Raw genomic sequence first — 16,728 nt, forward strand, 5'->3', positions numbered from 1 at the left:
GGCCATTTCTATGAACAACAGTGAGTCATCGATCATTCTCGACCCACAGAAAATCGCGTACTGGACAATCATATTGTTCGGTATGATGGCAATGTTGATCTATGGCAAAGCACTGATAATTCCGATTGTCTTAGGCGTATTTTTGGCGGTCATACTGAGTTCAACACGTCAGGCTGTAAAGCTCATTCCAGTGATAGGCAAGTACCTCAATGATGCGCTAGTCTCTGTCATTACATTGCTCGTTTTGGTCGCTATTGTTCTTATTCTTTCTCAAGCACTTTCTAGTCAAGTTGAAGAGTTTACTGAATTTCAACCGCTTTATGAGGAACGATTTAACCACTTAGTCGCGATGTTAGGGAATAAAGTTCACTTCGATGTAACTACCTTTGGAGCTAGCAGTCAATTTGCTGGCCTGCTAGGGTGGTTCGGAGAGTCAATATCTTTGGTGCTATCTAATGTATTGCTTACCTTTATGTTTACAATGTTTTTGATGGCAGAGCAGAAAATGATCCCACAAAAATTGGCTAGCCTCGCTGGGACGGAAGAAAAAGCAAAGAATGTACAGGTAGTCTGGCAAGACATCGCAAACTCCATTCAAACATACTTATCATTAAAATCGATCATTAGTGCGCTTACCGCCGTCGCGACGTTCGCCGTCTTGGAGTTGATGGGAGTACATTTTGCTGCGATGTGGGGTATTCTGGTGTTCTTTATTAATTTCATTCCCAATTTAGGCTCAATACTCGGGGTCGCATTACCCGCACTACAAGCGCTGCTGCAATTTGAACAGTTTACCCCTGTGCTGATCATTGTCGGCCTTTTAACTGTCGTTCAATTTGTTATAGGCAATCTTATAGAACCGGCCTATTTGGGCACAAAACTTAACCTAAGCCCCTTTATTGTGCTGGTTTCGTTAACCTTTTGGGGCGCAATTTGGGGCTTAGTGGGGATGTTTTTAGCCGTTCCGTTGATGGTTTTAGTGAGTTTAATATGTCGACGTATTTCTGGGTTGGAATGGATTTCTACATTGCTGTCTATCGATGGTAAACGATAGACGACAAAAGGTGACCCAACTCACTATTTACTTGCATCCCGTAGTGGAAATCAGTACTGTTGCGCTCCCATTGACTCATAAAGGTACAGACAGTGCTCTCAACCAACAATATCACCCAACAATTTGGATCGAAGCCGCTTTTCGAAAACATCTCTGTTAAATTTGGCCAAGGTAACCGCTACGGTTTGATTGGCGCCAATGGTTGTGGCAAGTCTACGTTTATGAAAATCCTCAGTGGCGAGCTTGATCCATCTGGCGGCAACGTTAGCTACGACCCAAATGAACGTATTGCTAAGCTAAATCAGGACCAGTTTGCCTATGAGCAATATACGGTTATTGATACCGTGATCATGGGCTACAAAGAGCTTTGGGAAGTGAAACAAGAGCGTGACCGTATCTATTCATTGCCAGAAATGAGTGAAGATGAAGGCATGTTAGTCGCCGATCTTGAAGTCCAGTTTGCTGAAATGGACGGATACATGGCCGAAGCCAAAGCGGGAGAGTTGCTGTTGGCGGTAGGTATTCCTGAATCGCAGCATTTTGGTTTGATGAGTGAAGTCGCACCTGGTTGGAAACTTCGTGTGCTACTTGCACAAGTGCTATTTGCTGACCCGCATGTAATGCTTCTCGATGAACCGACCAACAACCTCGATATCGATACCATTCGCTGGCTTGAAGAAACCCTAAACCAACGCAACTGTACGATGATAATAATCTCGCACGACCGTCACTTTCTAAACAGTGTTTGTACTCACATGGCAGATTTAGATTATGGTGAACTTAGACTGTTCCCTGGCAACTACGACGAGTACATGTTAGCAGCAAGCCAAGTACGTGAGCGTTTATTGGCTGACAACGCCAAGAAAAAGGCACAAATAGCCGAACTACAAACCTTTGTGGCACGCTTTTCTGCTAACGCATCTAAAGCGAAGCAGGCGACATCACGTGCTAAGCAAATCGACAAAATCCAATTGGACGAAGTGAAAGCGTCAAGTCGTCAAAACCCATTTATCCGCTTCGAACAGTCGAAAGAGCTGTTCCGAAATGCACTTGTTTTGGAAAACCTATGTCAAGGCTTTGAAGAAGACCTATACAGTAACTTTGACGCTATTTTTGAAGTGGGTGAGCGTGTCGCGATCATCGGTGAAAATGGCGTGGGTAAAACGACGTTACTCAACACGTTAGCAGGCGCGCTTGAGCCACGCACTGGGTCGTACAAGTGGTCTGAAAACACCAACATTGGGTACTATGCGCAAGATCACGCTAGCGACTTTGCTGAAGATATGGATCTTATGACATGGATGGGCCAATGGCGCCAAGAAGGCGACGACGAACAAGTTCTTAGGAGCTTCTTAGGGCGTATGTTGTTCTCACAAGATGACATCAAAAAGTCTGTTAAAGTGCTATCAGGTGGTGAACAGGGACGTATGTTGCTTGGCAAAATCATGATGCACAAGCCAAATATCCTACTAATGGACGAACCCACTAACCATATGGACATGGAGTCGATTGAATCACTCAATAACGCCTTAGAGCAGTACAAAGGAACGCTATTTTTCGTGTCGCACGACCGAGTCTTTGTCGATTCTTTAGCAACGCGTATAATCGAAATTCGTGATGGTAAAATCACTGACTTTAGAGGCTCTTATGCAGAGTTTCTAAAATCCAAAGGTGTGGTTGAGTAACCCTTAGATTAGTTAGATTCTGAAGAAGAGCGCTTATATAAGCGCTCTTTTTTTATGGTTTAACACTGAATCCGCGCTGAATATTAGCAACAGTAATAACCGCAAAAAGAGCGATCACCATCGATAAGTGCCACGCTTCTTGTACTCCGAGCTGAACCAAAGCGACACTAACAATCGAAGAGACAATCATTTGCCCACCTCCCGATAAAGCGGCGGCTGAGCCTGCTGACTTTTTATACGGTTGAAGAACCAGTGCTTGGGCACAAGGCAAAGCAATGGCATTCCCTACTATTAGTATCATTTGACCAATCATTAGCAGCAGTGGTTCTAAAGGGGTAAAGAACAGCCAGATAGCGCTTATGATATGCAGAGTAGGCGTAACTAACAGTATCTTCTTATTACCAAACCTGGGCCTTAAGCGGTTACTTAGACTGGTACCAATCAACATTCCTAACGCTGGAATCAGCGCCCACATCGCATATTGATCCGAACTCATACCGATTTGGACTTGCATAATAAATGGCATGATTGACACTGTTGTGATCATCAAGCTGAAATTAAGCCAACTGATGCTGGCAAAACTCATAAAGTAGGGCGATCGCAAAAAGACAGCGTACTGTGACGCCATATTTTTAAGTGAGGGTACAGGTTTCGTTTCAGATAAGCTCTCTTTAAACTTGAGCGCGATCAAGCCCCAGCCGACAACGACATAGCCAAGCAAAGATATAAACACCATTGACCAACCAAAGTGATGGTTGATAAACCCACCTAAAATAGGTGCTAGTAGCGGAGTAATTGATGCGACAATGGCGATATATGACATCGCTACAGGCAACTGCTCACCACTAAAGCGATCTCGCGTCGATGCTCTCGCCAGCACAGCGCAACCGCCAGTACCAATACCTTGAATAAATCGCCCTAAGACAACCGCTGTAAACGAATCGGAAAAAGCGATAATGATGGCTAAACCAAACAGCGCAATGACCAGACCGGTAAGTAATACTTTTTTTCGCCCTAAAGAGTCAGAAATAGGGCCGTACAAAAATTGTGACGGCCCGAAACCAAGCATATAGACACTGACTAATAATTGGGCTTCTTCCAAGGTGACATTGAAGTCTTGTGCAATCCAAGGCAGTGAAGGGAACACCAACCCCATGCTAAGTTGACCAATACTAATAATGAAGCATGCGATAAAAATGGAACGAATTTTAAAATGTTGGCCCATAAAACGGGTGAACCACCTAAATGAGTTGGAGTGAAGACAAAATCACAATGCCCAGTGAGCAGGTCAGTGTGGATAGTAAAGTCGTTAAAGCAATGGTATTAGCGGCAAGTGTTGCATTGCCACCCATACTGCGCGCCATAACATAACTGGCGGCGGCAACTGGAGCAGCATTCATAAAAAATAAAATGGCTAACTCTATATCGCGAAACCCTAACAGTACCGCTGCTGACGTGATTAATAAAGGAGCTAGAACAAGTTTAAAGCTAGTTGCGTACCACGTTGCGGTTGCGTCTTGTTTTAGAGCGCGAAGATTAAGTGAGCCACCGGTACACAGCAAAGCAAGTGGTAGAGTCATTTTTGCTAGATAATCACCCGCGTCGATAATCATTGACGGCACTGGGATTGATAACCCGTATACTACTAAGCCAGCGACGATTGAAATTATCAGTGGGTTTTTGGTCATTGTTTTGACCAGTAATTTAACCAAGGCTTTGGGCGTCGTTCCACCCGTTGGGGTAAGGCAGATAACGGCCAATACGTTGTAGAGCAGTGTGGTTGCAGCGACGTAAAGTGCCGCTAACGCGATACCGCTTTCTCCGTATGCGTTAGCAACATACGCGATCCCAATAATCCCAGTATTAGCGCGAAAACTGGCTTGTACAATAACACCTGCGTCTGCGCTGCGTTTAAAAACGCGGTGAGTAATGAGCATCGTCAAAACGAAAAAGCTGACACTGGCTACCGTTGCAAATATGAGCATTCGGCTGGCTGACTCAAAATCATGATCGGCGGTAACGATGCTTAAAAATAGCAGCGCGGGCAAGGTCACTTGGAACACAACTTTTGAGCCAATTTCAATAAACTCATCGGTAATGATGTGTTTGTACTTTAACCAAATCCCTAAGATTAGCGTGACACAAATTGGCCCAGTGATGGAGAGAGAAAATGCAATTTGAGATAGAAAGTCGCTCATAACGGCCTGTTTTGATTCTGTAAAATGATATTGTATTACAAAAAGGCCATATGCGGTAAAATTTTGACCGCATTATTTCTGGTGTTAAGCGGTAGTTTCACATGCAGCGTCTTTAAAGTTCGATCACCAATTTGTTATTTTTAATCACTAGATTGGGTTGAGCCGATTTAAGTAAAGCCTGTTCAAATTTGCTGTTGTCGAGTTGATAAACAGGGTATTGAGACAATACGTCTCCTACAACCGATACTGCGGGTTTCAGTAACGGAGTGAGTGCTGAAGGCAACGTATTTGATTTATCGTCAAATTGTTCCAACCGGACCGACTTGATAAACACTTCTCCAGTCTCTTTTTCATAGTATGGAATTGCGCTAAATTCCATCGCTAAATCTAAGTCTAATTCTGTGCCATTCATAACCTCGACGAGCGCATTGGTGTTGGCAAAGACACTGATTCTATCTGCATCTGCACGGCCAATTCGGATCTCGACATCATTCAATCCAATTTCAGCTTTAACCAGTCCTTCTACATCTATAGATTGATTTGCTGACAGGTTGTTAGACACGTAGTCCGTCATTTGCTGCTCTGAAATGGAATAACTTGCACAACCGCTGGTAACGACAATCATTACTACGGTAAGTATTTTAAATAAGCGGTTTGTCATGGAACGTCCTTTTAAACAGCGGGTTTATGTCAATACGATGACTGAGAGCCTATGAAAATGCAATTAGAAATGTGATCAATGACAAATAAATGCACCCCAAGGGTAAACGCGGTAGAATACGGCTGATTTTTTGATTGAGTATGACGTTGTGAAGCAACCATTTGAACTTTTAGCCCCTGGTGGCGATTTAGACTCTATACTAGCCGCAATTGCAGCTGGAGCAGACGCAGTGTATTGCGGACTGGATCGTTTTAATGCGAGAAATCGTGCCACCAATTTAAGCTATGACGATTTAATGGTGGTCATCGAAATAGCTCATCAACAGCAATGCCAAGTCTTTCTAACACTTAACATCATGATGTTAGAAAGTGAGTTAGCAGCATTGTGGCGCTTATTAGACAGACTAACGACTTCTGCTATCGATGGTGTGATTATTCAAGATTTTGGCTTAGCTTATTTGCTAAAGCATCATTTCTCTACGTTAGATGTTCATGCATCGACGCAAATGAATACCCACAATAAAGGGCAAATTACCGCACTTAGTCAGTTGGGGGCGAGTCGCGTTAATTTGTCAAGAGAGCTCAGCATTGACGAGATCACTGACTTAGCCAGTTACGGCAAACAGCATGGTGTATCAATGGAAGTCTTTGTGCACGGCTCATACTGTATTGGATTTTCAGGATTATGCTACATAAGCTCAGTTCGCAGTGGCGCGTCAGGTAATAGAGGTCGTTGCAGTCAACCTTGCCGAGACCCATTCGAAAAAACGGATGCAGGTGCAGAGTTCCCACTGAACATGAAAGACAACAGTGCATTTAGCAACATGGCGCAATTAGCTGAAGCTGGAGTCTATTCACTAAAAGTAGAAGGGCGTATAAAGAAGTCCCACTATGTCTTTACCACAGTTCAACAGTGGCGAGCGCAAATCGATGCCTATCAAACTGGTAAAGCGCCGTTAACCGACATGACGCCGTTGTATACGGTATTTAACCGAGATTTCAGTAATGGGTACTTGATGGGGAACATTGATAAAGCAATGTACATTGATAATCCCCGTAATCATGCTTGGTTGGCACGTGCTGAGTCCAACAATGACGCGTCTGAAAGTGGCATACAGATCGCCAAAAAGGGCGTATACGATGACAATACGCGCATAATGCAAACGATGGAGCAATCGGTAGCACCTTTTGCTCAGATGTATAACGACAAGCGAACGCTGAGATCAACCACCAAAACACCTCGAACTCATATTACATTACCGAGTATTGAAAGTGACGCCGTGTCGAATGAGCATGTTGCGAGTCTTTCTATTCTTTTGTCTGATTTTGAACAAGTAGAGCAACTGCACGATCTAGAGGTCGAACTGTTTGTTCAGCTTCCTAATGCGTTAGGCAAAACGTGGAAACATTGGGCGCAACAACTAAGTTTGTATCCACAATGTTCTCCCTATTTCCCAGCGGTACTTATCGATAAAGACTACGAATCGGCGGTAGAACTTCTTAAATTAGTGACGCCGTCACTAATTATCACTGACAATATCGGTATTGCGATAGAAGCACAGAAGTTGGGTGTTCAATGGATTGCAGGAAGGCAACTTAACTTGAGCAACAGCTATGCACTAGAGTGTTTAAAGCAAGAGTTTGGCGCGTCAGGTGGATTCGTTTCTAATGAGCTTAGTAAAGTACAAATGAATCGAATTAAAAGGCCAAGTGGATTTCGTGCTTTCTATGCAGTGTTGCAGCCCAATACACTCATGACCAGTCGGCAGTGTTTGTTTATGCAAAGCAGTGGGTGTAAAAAAATAAAACAAAACAACGGCTGTTTACCTAAGTGCAGCAAACGCACGTCGATCATAAACCTAAACGACTCACCCTATATCATTAATAAAATAGGGGGCGAATATAATCAGCTTCATGCTCAACACCACACTTTAAACTTAGAGGTCATCAAAGACCACTCGACTCTGTTTACGGATTTCCTTATCGATTTAAGAGATATTCAAACCGAAACTAAATTTAACAGTGATATTAGAGCATTAGCCAATGGATTTATTCAATTGGTTGCCGGATATGATGTTGTGAGCGAGAGTTTACAACAGTATGTTAGACCTACATCTAACCATCAGTATTACAAGGGTGTGTGAATTAGCTGTTATATTGGTGTAATTTAAATGCTTTAAATGTAAGTAATATGCGTTATCATTAGAAGTGGAATAATAACTTTGGGTGAGAGTGCCCGTGACTTTGAATCAAATCTACCACCTAGGTACAAATAAGCTGCCGTTCGGTAGCGCAAACAAAGTACGTTTGCTCAATATTATTGCGCTAATTACCGCGGTGACATCGGGTCTGTATACGCTTACCTACGTTTCATTTCTAGGGCACCTAGGCGTCGCTAGTATCAATTTTGGCTTCACTGTTGCTTATGTACTTACGTTAGCCTTTAGCGCAAAAGGGTTTTATCGCGGAGGTAAAATTTGGTTTTTTAGCGTGTTAATGATGCATTTGGTTGTATCGTCCAACGTCTATCTAACCAATGCATCGGGTTTTCATCTTTACTATTACTTGGTCCCAACCGGAACTTATTTGCTGTTCGAATTAGATGAAAAACGAGAAAAAATCATTCTAAGTTGTTTGGCAGTCGCACTGTTTTTCTATTGCGAAAACACCACTAACCTTAATCCAATGATCGTCGTTAGCGAACAAACCAATCGGTATATCTATCAATCAGTTATGTTGGTTAATATGCTAGAGGTTATTGTAGTGCTTAGTATTTTTGCCAATGAAATCTCGGTCAATGAAAAGAAACTTAAACATCAAGCGACAACGGATTCCCTTACCGGAATAGCAAATCGCCATACCTTCTTCTCACAAGGTGCGAATATGCTCGAAGAGCGCATTGAGGGGCAAAACGTCAGTCTTATCATTTTGGATCTTGACTATTTTAAGCGTGTGAATGATAGGCACGGTCATATAGCAGGCGATCTTGTATTAACCGAGGTGTGTAACATCATCGAACAACACTGCCGACCAGAAGATCTTTTTGCACGCATCGGTGGAGAAGAGTTTGCATTAGTGATGCCAAATACACCACTAGAGTTTGCGACACGTAAAGCGGAAGTAATACGCTCTGCAATCGAGTCACATCCCATACCTTTGCCAGAAGAACCAGGTTTTAGGTGTACTGCGAGTTTAGGTATTTCCACGTCAAGTGATCAGCACGACTCTCTGAAAGATCTGCTAATATTGGCAGATAAAGCACTATACATTGCGAAAGACGCTGGTCGAAATCGAACCGAAAGCTGTTTGAAAATCGCCTAAAGATGACAAGGTGAATCAATGAAACAAGACGACACCGCCATTCACTTAAGAGCCTGGCATGCCAACGTAGGTGCTTTAGTCGCGGACGCGGCATGTTTGGGTTTTCACTTTCTTAATGACCAACAAAAAATCGTCGATTTAGCAAAAGACGCCCCAGAATTTTACCCATCGACTGTCGATGACTATGCGTCGACGAGTCAATTTGTACACAATGGTAAACAGAGCGGCGATCTCACGCATTATGGCGCCCAGATGCTGTCGCTCATCGATAGCTTAGTTCAAAAAGGAAGTTACGTTGAATCGGCGTATATTTCCTCTTATCGAAGTTGGTTTGATTTTGGTGGCCAGTGGCAAGGGTTTATAGATGAACCGACCAAACAGACATTAATGAACATTCATCAGTTAGAAGATAAAGATTTACCGTTTATTGGGGTAGGCGCTAACTCTGCTACTAATCTTGCATTAACAGTATTGCCGCCAATTGTGACGCGTTATTATCAAGAGGAAGAGCTGCTTGATTGGGTTGAAACGGCCGTTAGAGTCACAAACAATAATGATGTCGCGGTTGAATACGCAAAAGGTGTAGCGGTTATGCTTCGCTGTGCATTATTAGGGTACGACCCCAAAGAGTGTTTAAAGGTTGCGCATCGTTTGGGCGGATTGGTGGCAAAAGATATCGATAAGGTTTTGATTATGCGTCAGTCAAGTTCGAGGGAAGTTGCCGTCAAGGTTGGCTCTGGTAGCCAGCTTTCATCGTCCTTTGTGGTGATTTGCCATCTTATGTTTCATGCAAAAAACTACCAACAGTCCATTCGCGAAAACATATACTGCGGAGGTGACAGCAGCGGCAGAGCTATCGCACTCGGCGCAATATTAGCTGCATGCTACCAAGGTGGTGACAAAGCCTTACCGACAGAGTGGATAGAAAAAACCGATCTTCCGCAGAATGCTTTTGCGCTATAACTATTGGGTCTGGTACGTTTAGTCTGTCGGTTGCTCAGATATTGCGGGTGAATGGCTTAGAACCATCCAAAACAGACAAAATAGACCTAACGCATAAAGCATAGCCCACCCTAAGAAACCAAACACGCTCAAGCATACCAATGACGCGACAAAGGCCAGCCCTCGATAGTAACCAGAAAGAAGTTTAATTGCCGCGAACATGCTCATTAAGTAGATCACCACGAAAACACCATTAGCTAGCTTAAGAAACACTTCCAAATCAACCCCTGAAAGTTCTCCCGCAACGGATCCTAAGGCTAAGACGACACCCACAACGAGCGTCGCATTGAGTGGTACTCCCTTACGATTAAGCTTTGCCAGTGGGCTTTGAGGTTTATACTCGCGCGCTTGAGACCAAATCATGCGTGATAAACTTTGAGTGTATAAATTAATAGTCGCAAAACAGGCTAAAAATCCCATTACACTTATTAACAATGTTGCTTTTGCTCCAAACAACAATTGAGCAATATAAGGAATTGACGAACGATCAAGTTCGGAAGTGCCATAGGCGCCAAATTTTAAAACAACGACGGAGAACGCCCAATAGACTAAACCCGCTATGACACAACCGAGCAGTATCGCTAACGGATAGTCTCGCTGTGGATTTTTAAATTCCTCACCCATATGGGCGAACGCTTCGATACCAACGAAGCACCAAAACATGACCGCGAGTGCTTGACCAATAGGAACAAAGTCTGTGGACGTTAATTTTGGCAATGTTACATCCTCGGTTCCTACAGAGCCTTTAACCATAAAGGCGACAACGAGCGCGACTATGCCAATCGCTATGGCAGTTTGTAATCGACTTGATGAACGTGTTCCGGCGAGGTTTACTACTATAAGTAAAAGCACAGTTAAGAGTTGGGCACTAATTGGATCAGACAGTCCTGCGGGAAGAATTTGCTGCGCAAAGCCCCCGGCCAAAGCAACGGCTGCAGGGACGCCCACTGGCATAACGCTGATAAACAACCAAGCCATCGCTCTTTCTAGGCGTGAATTGAATGCCTTTTTTACAAAATAGGATGCACCTCCTGCATTTGGGTATCGTTTTCCCAGTGCGGCAAAGGTAAGCGCTATTGGACAAACCGCGCAAAGTAAAATTACCCACGCCCAAAGAAGATGCTGTCCTGCAATGGATGCGGCAATGGCTGGCACCATAAACAGACCTGTGCCAAGTAGTGTCGTGGACATTTGACCAATTCCGGTGACCAACGTGATGTCCTTTTTAAGTTCGCTCATTCATGTTCCGTCATAGCTATGCTTAGAAACATGGTAACGGTTTTTGGTTGGATAAACACGACTAACTAATGACGAGAAACGAATAATTATTGCCTTTAATGCAAAGTTTGACCTATGGCTCGTAAATAAACGCTAAGAAAAGGCACTATGTTGGGCACTACAACACCTATTTTTACACAAGGAAGAGCAATGAAAGACGAAACGTTGTCGATACATTTTGGTTACGAAACCGAACCTACGACGAAGGCCGTGGCAGTTCCAATGTATCAAACTGCTGCTTATGAGTTTGATAATGCCCAACATGGCGCTGATCTGTTTAACCTTGCGGTTCCAGGTAACATTTACACTCGGATTATGAATCCGACCAACGACGTGTTGGAAAAGCGAATGGCCGCTCTAGAGGGCGGCATCGCTGGATTAGTTGTTAGCGCGGGCAGTGCTGCGATTAATTATGCGATTCAAACCTTAGCAGAAGCGGGCGACAATATTGTTTCTGCTCCGCAACTTTATGGTGGTACCTATACGCTGTTTGCGCACATGCTTCCTAAACAAGGCATCGAAGTACGATTTGCTAAAGATGATAAGCCAGAAAGCATCGCGCAACTAATCGATGAAAACACCAAGGCGGTTTATTGTGAAAGTATCGGAAACCCGGCTGGAAACGTCGCCGACATTGAAGCCATAGCGACTTTAGCTCATGCACAAGGTGTTCCAGTGGTTGTTGACAATACCGTCGCCACGCCAGCACTATGCAAACCTATTGAGTTTGGTGCTGATATTGTCGTTCACTCTTTAACTAAGTATGTTGGTGGGCACGGCACTACACTTGGCGGTGTGATTGTAGATTCAGGAAAATTCCCATGGGCTGAACACAAAGAAAGATTCCCTGTGTTTAACCAACCTGAACCTTCCTATCATGGTGTTGTATACACTGAAGCCTTTGGAGAAGCCGCGTTTATTGGCCGTGCTCGAACAGTACCGTTACGCAACACCGGTTCTGCGTTATCACCAATGAATGCGTTTTTGCTTATTCAAGGCTTGGAAACACTGCCTTTGCGCATGGAAAGGCACGTAGAAAATGCACTTAAGGTTGCCCAATATTTAGAAGAGCATCCTGCTGTAAGCTGGGTAAGTTACGCTGGTTTACCTGAGTCTGAACATTATCAATTAGCTCAAAAGTACATGGGAGGTAAACCTTCCGCAATCTTATCCTTTGGCCTAAAAGACGGTTTTGAAGCAGGTGTACGTTTTTATGATGCGCTAAACATTTTTAAACGCTTGGTTAACATTGGCGACGCTAAGTCATTAGCGTGTCATCCTGCTTCAACCACGCACCGACAGCTTAGCGAAGAAGAGCAGGCTAGGGCGGGCGTCGCGCCTGAAATGATCCGCTTGTCGGTCGGTATCGAACATATTGATGACATTATCGGCGACCTAGAACAAGCGTTAAGTGCGTAAAAGATCAAACAGAAATCTTACGGTACTCTTCCTAGAGTACCGTAAGCGATAAACCGCTAGTTAAACCACTTTTCAAACCAGCGCAATATTTTGCTTTGTTTGTTTCTCGCATCCACACCCACGTAATAAGACTGGTTAAGCTTCACTCGGATTTCGTCTTCTGACTGAGTAGTAAAGTGGGCAAGTTCGCTGGCCGCACGTTGAGAAAACTCATTGGCTAATGAGTAGTCCAGTTTCATCCGTCCCTGAATAAACAAGTAAATGCGGCTTGTGATCTCGGTATCTAGAGCCGATTGATTAACAAACTTGTCAGCGTGCTCAGACGGCAAAGACTCATTAAGCACATCACTCATCGCGATTAATGACTCTGATTGGGCTGAAAGCTCTGACAAACACTGCTCAAACCGATGCCCATAAATACCAAGCAATGACGGTAACGTCTGCTCAGGAGTTGCCGCTGCGGGTTGCAGTTTGGCTTTAGTTAATGCAGCTTTGAAAAAGTCATCACTTGACTTGCATAGCTCTATCATGCGTTGCTGTTGTCGAGCATCCGATAACACTGGAAATCCAAGTGCAACTAATTGTGTTCTTATCATGTGTCTGTTGAATCAAACAATGTAGACATAGAAACCTGAACAGACTCACCTCCGGCTTCAATATAAAAGTCGGCCCCAGTAAGCATCACCGAAACATCCATCGTGCGAGTCATTAATCCTGCGAAGGCTTCAACTCCGTCGTTGTCGAGCTGATATACGCTATTTGCATACCGTGAAATAGCCAGTCCCTGCTGTTTCCACCACGCTTCCGATTTAGTATTAAAACTATAAATAGACAGGTTTTTACTGACTCGACTGGCTTTTTTAATTCTCTCTGATTCGGGTTCACCGACTTCTATCCAGTGCTCTATTTCATCGGTTAAATTTCTAGTCCAAATGTCAGGTTCTTCAATACTCGACAGTCCTTTTGTGAACTGTAAGTCGGGCTCTGCACTATGGCAAAACGCTATGAGCCGAGCGGCTAAACGGGTCAATGTTTCAGATGGATGCTGAGCAACTGTGAGTTGAAAATTATCAAAATAGTCTCGATTGAGATCCGTCAGTGATACACGAAATTTATATATCGTTGGTTTAAGCGCCATTAAGTACTGCTCGTATAGGGTCAATGGCTGGATTATACCAGATGTGGCGTAAAATCTGGCATCCAATCAACCTTATAAGAGTGATCTATCAATACGATGTAGAACTGAGAATACTGCGATAAATCAGCGAATTAGATCAGGGCTCACTGTTTAATTTTTACAGACGACGTTACTCTATTACTTGGGGTATTAAAAAGGATAGTTTATGCGAGTCGTGCAATATTTGTACTTAATAGCGCTTGGTATTTTTGTCGCTGGTTGTAGTGGCGTTCAGACCAATTCTTTAGAAGCCGAGTATTTGCGACAACCTTTGCAGGTTATGCCAGAGCTCCAACAAGGCGTGCTAGATAATGGGCTTAGATACTACGTACTGCCTTATGAGGTTGAAGAAGTCAGCATCAGTATGTACATCAATGCGGGTTCATTAGACGAGCGTGACGATGAGTTGGGCCTTGCTCATCTATTAGAGCACATGGCCTTTAAGGGAACCGAAAGCTTCACCGCTGATCAAATAGATCAAATGCTATTGGAACTTGGTCAGGAGCAGGAAAACGACGTTAATGCATGGACTTCTGGCGACGTTACTGAGTATTACATAGACCTTAGTGCAGATATCGGCTCTAGTATGAATTTTTACTCGCTCCTAGAATGGTACGCCGATATTGCGCATGGCCGATTCGCCATGACAGAAGCACAACTGAGCATCGAAAAAGGAATCGTGAATGCAGAGCGAGCCTATCGCGCTGACAGCGGGTATTGGGACAGCGATTACAAAGCGTTATACCAAGACACGCCTTTGAGTGGTCGAGACCCCATCGGTAATAAACAGATTATTGAAACAGCAACGAGAGCACAGCTCGAGTCATTTGCCTCTAGAAACTATAAACCCTCGAACGCAATCTTAATCGTCGCAGGTAATATAGACCAACAGCAAATTGAGTCGATGAAAGCGATTTTCTCGGGTGGAGAAAAATCTAAACCCAATCCATTTAAAACTCCAATCGATACCAATCGCGGCACTGTATTTTTTGAGCAGCCCGATGCTTACGCATTTACTCACGCTCAGCTAATCGATTCCGCCAATTCACTGCATACCAATAAAGACTGGTTTAATGAATATTTGCTGTACGCATTAAACGACATCTTACAACAGCGCATCGTTATGGCTGCTGAAGAAAAGGAGTTACTATCACTATCCAGTGAGGTCGATCTTGAACATTGGGAAAACAGTTACGCAACTTATGTGTACTTAGAGCACGACAATGATGCACATTCAGAGGTTACGCTACTGCTGCGAGAACAACTTGATCGCCTCGCAAAATTTGGGCTTACTGATGAAGAGTTTGTGTATTTAGACACTTTCTTTGAAATACAGAAGACTCAACACATAACCGATTGGAGCCCGCGCACTTACGTCGTGGAAATCTATTACTCGGCCCTCAGCAACTCTGTAATGTTTAGCCCTATTGAGGCTGATCGTGTAACTAAGCAGGGACTTAGCATTATGGGGAAAGAGTATATAAATGACTATGTACAATACTGGGCTAGTCGCCCTATGCGTTGGGGATTCTCAGGCAACTCTCTTGACCGGTCGGAGCTAGTACAAGTATTAACAATCCCAATCACCTTATCAAAAAGCCCACAACTCGCAGCTGTTGCTCCGGTTGTTTCTCTTCCGCAGCCTACCAAATCAAAAGGGAGCGTTATAGACCAGTCAAGTTTGATCAATGCCAAAGTGATAACACTTAATAATGGTGTCACAGTTATATTAGAACAAAGAGCGGAGTCTCAAACCGTTTCTTATTTCATGATGTCTCAAGGCGGCAGTTACGGCCTACAAACAGACCTTGAACTCGCAGCGTCTTACCTCGCTTCAGATGTGTTGACAACGAGCCAGTATGACTGGGCAACGACGTCACAACTTGAAGGTTACTTGCTAAACCAGGATATAGCTGTGTACCCATACTTTGATTCTTTTGACCATGGATTGTCATTAGAATCACCGTCAAATCAGACTGAGCAGGCTCTAAACCTAATTTTTGCACTAATGTCGAGAGAACAACTCGATCAAAACGTGTTTGACCAAGTTAAGGCATCGACCATCGATGAGTTCAATAGCTGGGACAGTATCGATCAATTTTTTATTGCTATGGACGACGTTCGTTATCATGGTCACTCGATCTATAGTCGACTCAATGAACCCCTACTTGAACAGGTTGAAAGCGCAGATGTTTTAGCGCTATATAATGCTTATTACCGCAATGTGGACGGGTATGTTTTATCGATTGTAGGTAACTTTGACTCACAAACAATTATTGGCCAGCTCGAAACCTATATTGGCGGCCTACAGCAAGGTGTAGCCTATGAGTTTTCGACCATACCAGATTATCAAGCACCGACTACAACGCGAATAGAGCGCAGTGGGGCAGAGCCAGAACAATCTTTGGTGCTGTACGGCTACGTTACCCCTAAAAGCGAAGAAGTAGGGTTTGTCGAGCAAGCGACAGCCGCTTTAGCTGTCTCTATTGCACAAGAGAGATTGGAAAGAGAACTACGAGAAAGTAAAGGTTGGGTGTACGGCGTTGACGAGTATTCGACTATTGGTTATGGGCGAATTCCCGAGACCACTGTTGATTTTGAAATGTACACAGACCCACAAAACACCGAAGCGCTAATTGGAGAAACAGAGACAATCATTGCTGATCTTTTGAACCATGGCGTCACAGATGAAGAGTTTGAACGCCATATGGCTATTTACGTTTCTCAGTTACAAGCGTCTATGGATGATGAGTACACTATGGCATTTTTATATGCAGATAATTATCTTAATGGGATTGATTCGATAGACATGCTCAACTACCCAATAACGCTGATGCAGATAGACAAACATGCAGTGAATCAGAGACTTCAGCTGCTTTTTGCTGAACAAGGATTATCGATAGGTGTATTAACAGAGTAGCGTGATTACATACC

The 16,728-nt window shown here is 43.7% G+C and carries 13 protein-coding genes; 7 read left to right on the forward strand and 6 right to left on the reverse strand.

The window, feature by feature from the left end; all coding sequences use genetic code 11:
• The first annotated feature begins 10 nt into the window (after positions 1-10).
• Positions 11-1,054 (forward strand): AI-2E family transporter, encoded by a 1,044-nt coding sequence (locus JQC93_RS04285; RefSeq protein WP_205157205.1) that lies wholly within the window; start codon positions 11-13, stop codon positions 1,052-1,054.
• Between the two features lie 92 nt (positions 1,055-1,146).
• Positions 1,147-2,739, forward strand: a complete 1,593-nt coding sequence (locus JQC93_RS04290) for an ABC-F family ATPase (protein WP_205157206.1) — start codon at positions 1,147-1,149, stop codon at positions 2,737-2,739.
• A 52-nt stretch (positions 2,740-2,791) separates the two neighbouring features.
• Here the strand turns inward: JQC93_RS04290 and JQC93_RS04295 are convergent, their stop codons facing one another.
• The 3 genes from JQC93_RS04295 to JQC93_RS04305 form a co-directional block, all read right to left on the reverse strand.
• Entirely contained in the window at positions 2,792-3,964 is a 1,173-nt protein-coding gene (locus JQC93_RS04295) for a multidrug effflux MFS transporter (RefSeq protein WP_205157207.1), read from the reverse strand.
• Positions 3,965-3,980: 16 nt separating this feature from the next.
• Positions 3,981-4,937: an AEC family transporter gene (locus JQC93_RS04300; RefSeq protein ID WP_205157208.1), complete on the reverse strand. Its 957-nt coding sequence runs from the start codon at positions 4,935-4,937 to the stop codon at positions 3,981-3,983.
• 112 nt (positions 4,938-5,049) lie between these two features.
• Positions 5,050-5,598 (reverse strand): DUF1439 domain-containing protein, encoded by a 549-nt coding sequence (locus JQC93_RS04305; protein WP_205157209.1) that lies wholly within the window; start codon positions 5,596-5,598, stop codon positions 5,050-5,052.
• Positions 5,599-5,746: 148 nt separating this feature from the next.
• Between JQC93_RS04305 and JQC93_RS04310 the strand changes: the two genes are divergently transcribed.
• The 3 genes from JQC93_RS04310 (at position 5,747) to JQC93_RS04320 (ending at position 9,881) form a co-directional block, all read left to right on the forward strand.
• Entirely contained in the window at positions 5,747-7,741 is a 1,995-nt protein-coding gene (locus JQC93_RS04310; protein WP_205157210.1) for a peptidase U32 family protein, read from the forward strand.
• Between the two features lie 94 nt (positions 7,742-7,835).
• The gene (locus JQC93_RS04315; RefSeq protein ID WP_205157211.1) at positions 7,836-8,918 is read left to right on the forward strand and encodes a GGDEF domain-containing protein; all 1,083 of its coding nucleotides are present in this window, start codon (positions 7,836-7,838) and stop codon (positions 8,916-8,918) included.
• An 18-nt stretch (positions 8,919-8,936) separates the two neighbouring features.
• Complete coding sequence (locus JQC93_RS04320; RefSeq protein WP_205157212.1) at positions 8,937-9,881, forward strand: ADP-ribosylglycohydrolase family protein; 945 nt, start codon at positions 8,937-8,939, stop codon at positions 9,879-9,881.
• An 18-nt stretch (positions 9,882-9,899) separates the two neighbouring features.
• Here the strand turns inward: JQC93_RS04320 and yjeH are convergent, their stop codons facing one another.
• The gene (gene yjeH, locus JQC93_RS04325; RefSeq protein ID WP_205157213.1) at positions 9,900-11,159 is read right to left on the reverse strand and encodes an L-methionine/branched-chain amino acid transporter; all 1,260 of its coding nucleotides are present in this window, start codon (positions 11,157-11,159) and stop codon (positions 9,900-9,902) included.
• A 189-nt stretch (positions 11,160-11,348) separates the two neighbouring features.
• On the opposite strand from yjeH, the gene JQC93_RS04330 reads away from it, so the two are divergent.
• Positions 11,349-12,617 (forward strand): O-acetylhomoserine aminocarboxypropyltransferase/cysteine synthase family protein, encoded by a 1,269-nt coding sequence (locus JQC93_RS04330; RefSeq protein ID WP_205157214.1) that lies wholly within the window; start codon positions 11,349-11,351, stop codon positions 12,615-12,617.
• Between the two features lie 56 nt (positions 12,618-12,673).
• Here the strand turns inward: JQC93_RS04330 and JQC93_RS04335 are convergent, their stop codons facing one another.
• Both JQC93_RS04335 and JQC93_RS04340 read right to left on the reverse strand, forming a co-directional pair.
• Positions 12,674-13,213: a hypothetical protein gene (locus JQC93_RS04335; RefSeq protein WP_205157215.1), complete on the reverse strand. Its 540-nt coding sequence runs from the start codon at positions 13,211-13,213 to the stop codon at positions 12,674-12,676.
• Complete coding sequence (locus JQC93_RS04340) at positions 13,210-13,755, reverse strand: YaeQ family protein (protein ID WP_205157216.1); 546 nt, start codon at positions 13,753-13,755, stop codon at positions 13,210-13,212. The genes JQC93_RS04335 and JQC93_RS04340 overlap by 4 nt, the downstream gene beginning before the upstream one ends.
• 205 nt (positions 13,756-13,960) lie before the next feature.
• Here JQC93_RS04340 and JQC93_RS04345 point away from each other — a divergent pair, with 205 nt between their 5' ends.
• Positions 13,961-16,714, forward strand: a complete 2,754-nt coding sequence (locus JQC93_RS04345; protein WP_205157217.1) for a M16 family metallopeptidase — start codon at positions 13,961-13,963, stop codon at positions 16,712-16,714.
• The last annotated feature ends 14 nt before the right edge of the window (positions 16,715-16,728 follow it).

Source organism: Vibrio ulleungensis (assembly GCF_016900875.1).
Taxonomy (GTDB): Bacteria; Pseudomonadota; Gammaproteobacteria; order Enterobacterales; family Vibrionaceae; genus Vibrio; species Vibrio ulleungensis.

Coding starts and splice junctions, on each gene's coding strand:
- JQC93_RS04320 (WP_205157212.1), top strand. CDS start 8,937: ATGAAACAAGACGACACCGCCATTCACTTAAGAGCCTGGCATGCCAAC.
- JQC93_RS04300 (WP_205157208.1), bottom strand. CDS start 4,937: ATGAGCGACTTTCTATCTCAAATTGCATTTTCTCTCTCCATCACTGGG.
- JQC93_RS04305 (WP_205157209.1), bottom strand. CDS start 5,598: ATGACAAACCGCTTATTTAAAATACTTACCGTAGTAATGATTGTCGTT.
- JQC93_RS04335 (WP_205157215.1), bottom strand. CDS start 13,213: ATGATAAGAACACAATTAGTTGCACTTGGATTTCCAGTGTTATCGGAT.
- JQC93_RS04295 (WP_205157207.1), bottom strand. CDS start 3,964: ATGGGCCAACATTTTAAAATTCGTTCCATTTTTATCGCATGCTTCATT.
- yjeH (WP_205157213.1), bottom strand. CDS start 11,159: ATGAGCGAACTTAAAAAGGACATCACGTTGGTCACCGGAATTGGTCAA.
- JQC93_RS04285 (WP_205157205.1), top strand. CDS start 11: ATGAACAACAGTGAGTCATCGATCATTCTCGACCCACAGAAAATCGCG.
- JQC93_RS04340 (WP_205157216.1), bottom strand. CDS start 13,755: ATGGCGCTTAAACCAACGATATATAAATTTCGTGTATCACTGACGGAT.
- JQC93_RS04330 (WP_205157214.1), top strand. CDS start 11,349: ATGAAAGACGAAACGTTGTCGATACATTTTGGTTACGAAACCGAACCT.
- JQC93_RS04345 (WP_205157217.1), top strand. CDS start 13,961: ATGCGAGTCGTGCAATATTTGTACTTAATAGCGCTTGGTATTTTTGTC.